The following is a 9,251-nucleotide window of genomic DNA, read 5'->3' as shown; positions in this document are numbered from 1 at the left end:
TTGTCTATTTTGTCTTTTTGGGGGTGTTGTGTTTTCTATCCCCCCCCCCCCACGACCAAGGTAGCGCCTTGACGCGTATAAGTTGCCCCACCCCTGCGTCAGGCCCTCAAGTTTTATGTGTCGGGAAGAGAGCGCGAAGGAGCGTCGCTCCTTCCTCAAGTTCCACCCGGCACAGACGCACAGAAGCCCCGGTTGCCACACAACCGGGGCTGTCTGATGTCCGGGGCCAGTCAAGCGCTTCCACCCGCCCCCGGAAGCCTCAGGATACGGACGTGTGAGCCTCTGAGCCGTTCGGGGCCCAACGGGGCCACCACGCGCTCACGCGTCCGTACAACGGCGTCCAGGGGCTCAGGCTCAAGTCCAGTCCTCGACCTTCGCGACCAGTCGGGCCAGGACATCATCGGCGTACGGCTTGAGGTCCGGCACCATCCCCCCGGCAGTCGTGGCTAAGACCACGAGCACCTTGATCTCGCCCTCGGTCAGCAGTCGGTCGGGCGGGGTCGGATCGGCCAGCCATTCGCCCATGGCCACGCGGGTGTTGGGGCTGATGTCCGGCACGGGCACCATCTCAGGATTCGACATGAGACCACCCTGCCCGAGGTCGACCCGTCACATGCAGCAGCGCCGGCTAGCTCGCCGACTCCATCGCTTCCTCGTCCTCGGCCGTCGCCGCTTCCCATTGCGTGACGTGAAGCTTGACCACAGCGCTTGCGTTCTCTTCCGAGAGTTCTCCGTCAACTCCCAAGATGATCAGCAGCGCACGGCGCATGCCCGCTGTCTCCGCCAGCAATGACTTCTGCTTCGTCTTGGGGAAGTTGGCTGCCCGAAGACGCAAGCCCACCATGTTCCCGAGTACGACCGCGTAGGCACGGCCGTACTCCGAAGCAATGTCTTCTCCAAGGTGCTTCCGGGCGTCCGGGTAGTGGCTCACTGCATCCTCCGGTCAGCTCGGCTGAGGGTCGTTGGGATGTGCCGCTTCGTACTGGGCTGCCAAGTCGGCCTTCACGCGGCCCTTGTCGGGGATGTCGTGCCCCTGAGCCCTCAGCCACGCTTTCGCGCGCCTGGTCCAGGCCGTGCGCTCCGGGTTGGTCGAACGCCTCAGGTTGCCCCGTGCGACCTCGGCACGCTTCCGGGAGACCTGAGCACCAGACGACACAGGAGCGGGCTCAGCGACCGCGCGGGAGACCGACGCAAAGGGTTCGAGCGCTTCCATCAGCCTCGCGAGACTGGGCCGGCTCAGGTCGACCTCACGCGTCTCGTACGTCAGGTACCGCTCGCCTTCTACGTCGTCTTCGTCGGGCACCAGAAGCCGCACGGTCTGGACGTCCTCGGTCAGCGACGGGTCGACGTCGTCCACCAGCTCGACGCGCACGAACACCGTCACGTCTCCGAACCCCTCCACGAACGTCGTCGTCTCACGGACTCCGGGCTGCCCCTTCTCCGCCTCGGTGACCGGAGTCGCTTTCGTCGCCATGCTCTGTATCTCCCCTGCCCTCTAGCCGTGCGCTGAAGATATCAGGAGCAGGGCCCCGATTAGAGCCCTTCAAAGCCTGTCAACTACGGTTGACGACTAGCCGCATATGGGAATCCAGGGCCATGCGATAATAGATATCAAGAGGTCGGTAGTGGGCGGACACCCGCAGTGACCCACCTCGGTTCCTTTCTACTAGGGGATGACAGAACCCCCGTGATGTAAGCACGGGGGTTCACTCCCTCCCCAATCAGCGTCGGACACTCCAAACGCGCTGCCTCTCACGGGATTCTGACTCCGTGGGAGAATTAAGGAAACACCCCAGAACCCAGCTCATCGCTGGGCATCTTTTACGCCCAAACATGTAAGACAAACCTCAGGGAGAACCCCCATGGCTAAAACCGTGAGCAAGACTTTTCGCTGTGAAAGGTGGCTCGCAGATGCGATCCGTAAGAGGGCGCGAGAGCTTGAGATCTCGGATGGAGAGCTTATGTGCGTCATCCTCGGTCGAGAGCTACAGCTACCAAACTCCAAAACAAACACTCGCTAACCATTGGCGATTCACCACGAAAGAGGTTACACGCCATGTTATATCCCGAAGCCCAGAGCTTATACATCCAGGCCGGATGGACAGATGACTTCAACATCCTTCCCGTCAAGGGAAAGAGCCAGGATCTACCCGTGGGGTTCACTGGCTACTCCACAGCCATTGCGACCGCAGAGCAGTACAACCAGTGGGCTCGACAGAAGCCCGAATACAACATCACGCTAGCCCTTGTCGCCGACAGCGAGTTCATCCTCTTCGACGTCGACACCGACAAGGAGAAGGATAAGGAGGGGTACACGCAGTGGTTCGAATTCTGGGATTCCCTCGGGGTCGACTGCAACGAAGTCGATGCACAGTGCTGGATCTCGTCCAGCCGTGAGAACCCTCGCTCTCGTGGACAGCGCTTAGTCCGAGTCCCCAAGGGGCTTGAATGGCCAAGCAAGTTGGATGCGGATATCGAAATTATCCGATACGGCCACCGTCACGCTGTCGTCTTCCCCAGCATTCACCCGGATACGGGCCGACAGTATGAGTGGTTCAAGCCCGGAGTAGTCAGCACTCCATCTGACTGCATTCCGTCTCCCGAGGACATCGTATTTGTCCTCCCTGACGCTGCGGTCAAGAAGATCACAGGTGGTGTTCGTCGTCTCGCCCGTCCCGCTCGAAAGGACATGGCATGGACCGAGGTAAGCGACTGGCTTGTGTCCCGTGCTGAGGCTGAGGGCGAGCCATGCCTAGAAATGGCTGCTCAGTTGGTCAAGGCCAAGGACTACATCCTTAACCGCCACTCCTACGGCCTGGACGTCCACCACGCTGCACTCAAGGGTACGGACAGCCTTATTCACCTAGCTCATGAAGGCCACAGTGGGGCTGTAACGGCCTTACAGGAACTCTATGGGGTATTCATCTCCGTCTCCGCCACAAGGGACTCAGACGAGGATCTACACAATGCCGAATGGCGCCGTCTGATCGAGGGGTCCGTAGCCAAGAAGTCCGGAGATCCCGAGACGAGTTGCTGGTGCGGTCTCAGCCTGAAGCCCACATCATCCGAGGCCGCTGTTGATACTCCTGTCAGTTCTGCTCAGGCACGGCATGACCAAATGGTGGCTGAGAAGCTTGCCTTTATGCGTGCTGAGACCGAGGCCAAAGCGCTATTCGCTGCGGAGCAAGCTAAGGGCTTAGAGGATCAGAGCGTCGGGGATGCGCTGGACGCAATCCTTGCCGGGGATGCCGACGAGTTCCCCGAGGTCGGTTTCGTGGCCGATGACGAACACGGTCTGTTCTACGCGGGATTGATCAACGGTATCTACGGTGGAGGCGGTGCGGGAAAGTCCATCTATCTCGCATCCGTCCAGGCCCGAGAGCTGAACTCCGGAAACGCGGTGATTCACTGGGAGTTCGACAACAACTCGACCAAGCGAATCGTCCTGCGTCTCGTCCAGAACGGCGCCGAACTCGACGCCATTCGGAACAGCTTCACTGTTCTTCGCTCCGTGGCTGACTATGAGAAGCACATCACCCCCGAGGTTCTGAGCCGGACAACTCTCGTCACGCTGGACGCTCTTACCCCTGCCATTGGGTCCCTCGGGCTCAACCCGAATGACCCCGGCGGCACGGACTCGGCATTCAGCACCTACCTTGCGCCGTTCACCCGACACGGGGCCGCTGCTGTCTACGTCGACCACATCGGACACGAGAACACGGAGAGGCAGTCAGGGTCTAAGCGCAAGTTCGATGCGACTCAGGGTGCCTTGTACGAAATCAAGTCCAGGAAGACCCCTGCCAAGGGTCAGACCGGACTCTCTGAATTGGTTCTCCGCAAGGACAACCCTTGCGGTGCCGGGGAGATCAACAAGACCGCCGCGTACATCACGTACGAGTCTGACCCCAACGGCAAGCTAACCGTCACTGCGTCCCGCGTGCAGGGTCAGAAGACCCTTACCAAGCTGGAGGATGAGGCAACCGAGAAGGGGAACCTTTCCGGTAACAAGCGTCTGGAGTACATCGAAAGCCAGGTCATCCGTGCTCTCGAAACCCTGGACAAGTCCGCGAACGCCCGAGAGATCTATACGTGGTACCAGGGCACCGGAACGGGTATCGCCGTTTCTCAGAGTGCTTTCGGTGTCGGTCTCGAACGTCTGGAACACAAGGGTCAGGTATGCGTCGACCATGGGATGAGCGGAACCACCCCCAAGGGTGGAAAGCCGACCGTCCGATACAAGCTGACTGCCCCTTCTTGGGAGTGAGCCAGCACAGGGACCGCCTACGAAGGTGGGCGGTCTCCCTACCCGTTTCCGAGAGCCGGCACATGTCTTTCCAGTCCTTCGACTAGGCTCTCACGGCATGATCATCATCCTGTAAAATGGGATTAGTACCAAGGATAGAGCCGGGATAAGGCGACCCAAGGAGAAACACCACTGCACTAACACACACACGGAGTACTCGATGGACAGCAACACACGCCCAACCTACGCAACTACTCCCACCTTCATGGACGGGGAATTCGTCCAGGTCTGCGTCATCTGCAACCCGACGAAGAGCGTCTTCGGGGGCAACATCTGGAGTGCCGATCAGTACGGCGCAAAGGGTATCCAGGCCCACGAGGACATGCACCGCGCTAAGGGCGATCTCGCGTAACCAACACACACCGGAGGGCAGACAGGAGACACAGCAGCATGAACGAGAACGACTTATATAGGCAAGATGCCGAGGCCGTACTGGAGAACCATTTACCGGGCGACCTCACCCCTGAAGAGATTGAGATGATGGCGCACCTTCTGGCCACGGTCCTCTCAGGGGGCGCCCGATGACCGACATTGATTATGACTGGCCCGAGGAGATCGAGCCCGAGGAAGACCTCACCAATTTATTCAGCAAGGACAAGAGGCGACTTAGCTTGGAAGAGGATTTAGAACTTGAGTATGGAAAGGCAGACCGAGTAGCGGACAGCTTAGGCAGCAAGTGGACCAAAGAGGCTCGCTGTGCCGAGTTATGCGAGACAGGCGAGATGGATTATGACGACTGGTTCGCACCATCCTGGACCCAACCCGCAGCAAGAGCTACCGATGTCTGCTTCAACGAGTGCCCTATTCGCCTCTTATGCTTAAAGGCAGCGACTACCGCCAAGGAGGGTGACGGGATCTTCGGGGGACTCAATGAAGGGATCCGTACAGGAAGGAACCAGGCGCCTGCCTATGCCTCCTTGGCCCATGATTACGATCGTCTCGCCACCATGGGGAACCCGTACGAGACAGACAGGAAAACAAATCGTTGGCACCGTAGCCGTCTGAAGCCCTGGACCAAAGAAGACGCGGAAGCTCTCGAAAAGAAGAAGGATGCCGCAGAAGTCCTCTGTTCTTTCGAGGGCTGCGAGCGCAAGGCGCAGTCCTACGGGCTCTGTGTGGCTCACTACATGCAGAAGAGCAAAGGGAAAGAGTTAGTGCCCCTCAAGGAGAGGCAAGTTCGACCCCGAGCATAGAGAAGGGCCCCATCCGTGAGGTTGGGGCCCTTTCGCATGCCTACGCTGCGACGCTGTCTAGCACCTCTCGCACTTCGGGTACGTCGTCGTACTCCCGCAACCGCTCCACGACAACCTTGACCCGTTCCGCCGTGCGGTCACTGGAGATGTCAGCAGACATCGAAATGACCCGTGCTGCGGTCGCTGCGGCCTCTTCCGGCTCATTGGCATCAACGTACGCGACTGCCAGCCACGAGAGGTACAGAGCGAGTTCTCGCGTGCGTGTGGGGTCGTACCGGTCGAGCACCTTGGTAAGGATCGGAACGGCTCTGAGCGGCCGGTGAAGCTCCGTGTACACCCGCGCTTCCATCACGGTCAGTTCGTCTTGCGACACCCAGTAGAGGAACGGGGGGTTGTCCCCCTGATCCTCGGTCAGTGCCTCGCGCGCTTCTCCGAGTGCGGCGATAGCCGGCGTGGCTTGCTCAGCCTGTGTGTGCGCCCATGCCACGCGGTCCCAGTGCAGAGCACGGGCCTTTGGTGGTGCGTCGTCCGACAGCCCTGCACGCGCCAAGTCAACAGCCTTCTCCGCCTGGCCGTTGTTGCTCCACATGTAGGCCAGTGAGCCGGCCAGATTCCCGACCCCAGTCACGTCGTCAGCCTGCTTCGCCGCACTCAGACCGAGTTGGTAGATACGTTCTGCCTCAGCCTGCTGTCCGGCGTCCGCAGCGATCCAACCCGCGATCTGTGACAACTCACCGATCTGCGAGAGCAGCGCGCGCCCGATCTCCTCGGTGTGGCTGCCCTCCCGGAAGAGCTTCACCGCAGAGCGAAGCTCCCGGAGAGCGGGCGCAATGAGGTCTCCCCCGGCCATCACGTCATCGGCCAGGCGTAGGCCGTGGATGCGTCCAGCGAGATCCGTGACGTCCAGCATCCCGACCCGCTTGCCCCGTCGCGTCGTGAGCTGTTCGAGCGGGTCTCCCTCGGGCAGGAAGTCGGCGACCGTTTTCGGTTGGGGTTCCTGCGGTGCAAGGGCCGCTTCGAACTCGGAGATCGGCACGTCAAGAGCTATGGCGAGAGCGGGCAGCCAGTCGCGCGGAGTGCGCTTGCCCTTCTCGTACCGGTAGATGTCCTGAGCTGTAAGTGAGCCCTCAGGCACACCAGCCGCACGGCACATCTCACGGGCCAACTTCGGCTGAGTCCACTTCTTGGACTGCCGTAGCCGCTTGATCATGTGGGCCACAGATTCACCGTGCATCTCCTCAGTGTGGCCTAGAAGAGGACTACTCGGGGCCGCTGTGCAGGGACTTGCTGTCACGGAAGCGTCATTGCCAGACGCAAGACCCCCGCAACCGCGTCACGGCGGTCCGGGGGCATGGCCGACGCTCACCGAGGAGCAGACGACACATGAACCTTAGCCGCACAGCACGAGCGGAAACCGTGCTCAGCAAACGAGCAAAAGCGGAGATCGCGAAGGCGCTGGATCTCCGGGCCGACTTCCAGCGTCAGGGTCTCCCTGTGATGGCACAGGGCGCCATGGATGCCCGCATCACGGTCGTCGTGAGGATGAGCGTGGGGGCCTTCCTGACGTACTGCGAGACCGAAGCGCACGGCCGGTACATGGCACACCTTGAGGTCTGCGGGTGCCGGGCAGTCGGGGTCGAATGCAGGCGCGGGAATGAGTTGCTGGACGAGTGGCGCGAAGCCCGTGAACTGGTTCAGGTGGACGCATGAGCGCCCCCGAGCTTGGGTCGAACGAAAGCCTCGCTCTCCGGGCTGCCGTGGACCGGTCGGAGCGTGACCTGGAAACCCACCAGATGCGGTGTGTCCCGTGCCGGACGCCTGGCGTGATCTGTGGCACGGGCGCCAACATCGCAGCCACCAACGCAGCCGCTAAGCGGGCTCTGGGGGCCACCGAATGAGCGTCGTCCAGGAGCTTGAAAGCCAGGAAGAGAAGGCATGGAACGCCTATCTGGACCACGCAGGGAGATGCCCTGACTGCGGGACGTCGTACGCGTACTGCGGGGTCGCCGACAAGCTTCTGTCGAAGGTTCAAGCGCTCCGCGACGCAATCGGATGGGGTCCGCGATGATCGAACGCACCCTTGGCCGGATGCTCTGGTCGCTGGCAATGCTGGTGGGCGTTGGCATCGTGACCGCCATCCCGTGGCTGGCATTCACCGGTCGACTCTGACCCCCTAGACCCTGGTCGACGCTCCCCAGCCCAAAGGCGCCGGCCAGTGAACGCCCCCGCTCCGACAGCGGGGGCGTTCTGCTGTCCCAGAAGCGCCCTCTCCCTCTACCTCCGAACCGATGCGGCAGCACTCGCGCTACGGGTATTTTTGCCCCATGACCGACTACACCGACCGCGCCGCGCAGCTCCTCTTGGAGTCGGATGGCGGACTGCGGGACGAGGCGAAGCACGAGGCAGGGCGCCGGACCAACCTGGAGACGTGGTCGCACTGGGCACGCTCCGAGCTGGCCTTCAGCGTGAGCACGAACGACTTGAACGAAGTTGACTGGGCGCGACTGCGTGAGGCGGTCCGTACGGGCTAGGAAGCCCTGTACGGCCCTCAGACGGCCGAGGAGCACGAGAAGGGCCGGGGAGACCTCCCCGGCCCTTCTGACGTCTCAGGCGCCAACGCCCTGTGCATCTCACGTGCATCTCACGGACTGCCGGTGAGAGCACGGACGTTGAGGCTCTGACCTGCACTTCAGCGACTCTCACGGACTACCTGGACGGCCCCGGTAGGCTTGACGTTAGGTAAACCTAAGCATTGCACGACCGCAGAGCCGCGGTCGTGTGCCGCAACAGTCAGGGGAAACGCCGTGGCAGCACAGCAGGCCCGCAAGTCACCGAAGGTCCACGAGGCACGGGTGGTGCGCAGCCAGCGCATCACGCCGCACATGGTGCGCCTGGTTCTCGGCGGCGACGGACCCGCCGGGCTCGAAGCGGGCGAGTTCACCGACCATTACGTCAAGCTGCTCTTCGCCCCCGAGGGCGTCAGCTATCCCGAGCCGTTCGACATGGACCGCGTCCGCGAGGACTTCCCGCGCGAGCAGTGGCCCGCGACCCGTACGTACACGGTGCGCGAGTGGAACCGGGCCGCCGGGGAGATCACGATCGACTTCGTGGTGCACGGCGACGAGGGTCTGGCGGGGCCTTGGGCGGCCGCCGCGCGGCCCGGCGAGACGGTGCTGTTCCTCGGCCCCGGCGGGTCGTACGCCCCCGACCCGGCCGCCGACTGGCATCTGTTCGTCGGAGACGAGAGCGCGCTGCCCGCGATCGCCGCGTCGGTCGAGCAGGCTCCCGAGGACTCCAGGATCTATGTGTTCATCGAGGTCGAAGGGGCCGACGAGGAGCAGAAGATCGCCGCCCCCGCCGGCGCCGAGGTGGTCTGGCTGCACCGCGGGAGCCGGCCGGTCGGCGAGGCACTGGTCGCCGCCGTACGGGCGCTGGACTTCCCCGCCGGCGACGTGCACGCCTTCGTGCACGGCGAGGCCGGTTTCGTGAAGGAGCTGCGCCGCCACCTGCGGCACGACCGGCAGATCCCGCGTGAGCGGCTGTCGATCTCGGGCTACTGGCGGCTGGGCCAGGACGACGAGGCGTGGCGTGCGGTCAAGCGCGAGTGGAACGAGCAGGTGGAGCGCGAGCAGGAGGACGGCTCGACGGCCTGACCTCCGGCGTCCGTTCTCGGTCGCCCTGGCCTCGGTTGCCGGGCGGGCGCCGATCGGCGGGCTGCCGTCGTCGCCGTCGGTCGCCGGGCGGACCGTAGTCCC

11 protein-coding genes are annotated in these 9,251 nt (G+C 62.6%); 7 read left to right on the top strand and 4 right to left on the bottom strand.

The genetic code is table 11. The annotated features are described in order from the left end of the window. Positions 1-354: 354 nt before the first annotated feature. Genes ACFUN8_RS35855 through ACFUN8_RS35845 form a run of 3 tightly spaced genes read right to left on the bottom strand, consistent with a single transcriptional unit; the run spans position 355 to position 1,384 of the window. Positions 355-582, bottom strand: a complete 228-nt coding sequence (locus ACFUN8_RS35855; RefSeq protein WP_383647217.1) for a hypothetical protein — start codon at positions 580-582, stop codon at positions 355-357. Positions 583-628: 46 nt separating this feature from the next. After that, entirely contained in the window at positions 629-931 is a 303-nt protein-coding gene (locus ACFUN8_RS35850) for a hypothetical protein (protein WP_383647214.1), read from the bottom strand. Positions 932-943: 12 nt separating this feature from the next. Then, positions 944-1,384, bottom strand: a complete 441-nt coding sequence (locus tag ACFUN8_RS35845) for a histone-like nucleoid-structuring protein Lsr2 (RefSeq protein WP_383647212.1) — start codon at positions 1,382-1,384, stop codon at positions 944-946. A 672-nt stretch (positions 1,385-2,056) separates the two neighbouring features. Here ACFUN8_RS35845 and ACFUN8_RS35840 point away from each other — a divergent pair. From ACFUN8_RS35840 to ACFUN8_RS35825, 4 genes are all read left to right on the top strand, one after another. Next, a complete protein-coding gene (locus ACFUN8_RS35840; protein ID WP_383647209.1) occupies positions 2,057-4,264 on the top strand; it encodes a bifunctional DNA primase/polymerase in 2,208 nt (735 codons plus the stop codon). Positions 4,265-4,508: 244 nt separating this feature from the next. Next, positions 4,509-4,655, top strand: a complete 147-nt coding sequence (locus tag ACFUN8_RS35835; protein WP_383647208.1) for a hypothetical protein — start codon at positions 4,509-4,511, stop codon at positions 4,653-4,655. Positions 4,656-4,693: 38 nt separating this feature from the next. Then, a complete protein-coding gene (locus ACFUN8_RS35830; RefSeq protein ID WP_383647206.1) occupies positions 4,694-4,828 on the top strand; it encodes a hypothetical protein in 135 nt (44 codons plus the stop codon). Then, positions 4,825-5,496, top strand: coding sequence for a WhiB family transcriptional regulator (locus ACFUN8_RS35825; protein WP_383647204.1), 672 nt, complete (start codon positions 4,825-4,827; stop codon positions 5,494-5,496). Before ACFUN8_RS35830 ends, ACFUN8_RS35825 begins: the two co-directional genes overlap by 4 nt. A 40-nt stretch (positions 5,497-5,536) precedes the next feature. On the opposite strand, the gene ACFUN8_RS35820 is transcribed toward ACFUN8_RS35825, so the two are convergent. Beyond that, on the bottom strand, positions 5,537-6,730 hold the full coding sequence (locus tag ACFUN8_RS35820) for a helix-turn-helix domain-containing protein (protein ID WP_383647201.1): 1,194 nt from the start codon (positions 6,728-6,730) through the stop codon (positions 5,537-5,539). A 149-nt stretch (positions 6,731-6,879) separates the two neighbouring features. On the opposite strand from ACFUN8_RS35820, the gene ACFUN8_RS35815 reads away from it, so the two are divergent. The 3 genes from ACFUN8_RS35815 to ACFUN8_RS35805 all read left to right on the top strand — a co-directional run bounded on the left by ACFUN8_RS35815 (position 6,880) and on the right by ACFUN8_RS35805 (position 9,149). Next, entirely contained in the window at positions 6,880-7,206 is a 327-nt protein-coding gene (locus tag ACFUN8_RS35815; protein WP_383647200.1) for a hypothetical protein, read from the top strand. 614 nt (positions 7,207-7,820) lie between these two features. Next, entirely contained in the window at positions 7,821-8,027 is a 207-nt protein-coding gene (locus ACFUN8_RS35810) for a hypothetical protein (protein ID WP_383647198.1), read from the top strand. A 273-nt stretch (positions 8,028-8,300) separates the two neighbouring features. Continuing rightward, positions 8,301-9,149 (top strand): siderophore-interacting protein, encoded by an 849-nt coding sequence (locus ACFUN8_RS35805; protein WP_383647196.1) that lies wholly within the window; start codon positions 8,301-8,303, stop codon positions 9,147-9,149. Positions 9,150-9,251 lie beyond the last annotated feature (102 nt).

The organism is Streptomyces sp. NPDC057307, assembly GCF_042667665.1.
Lineage (GTDB): Bacteria > Actinomycetota > Actinomycetes > Streptomycetales > Streptomycetaceae > Streptomyces.
The sequence above is the reverse complement of the archived record's forward strand: the minus strand, read 5'-3'. Positions and strand labels throughout refer to the sequence as shown.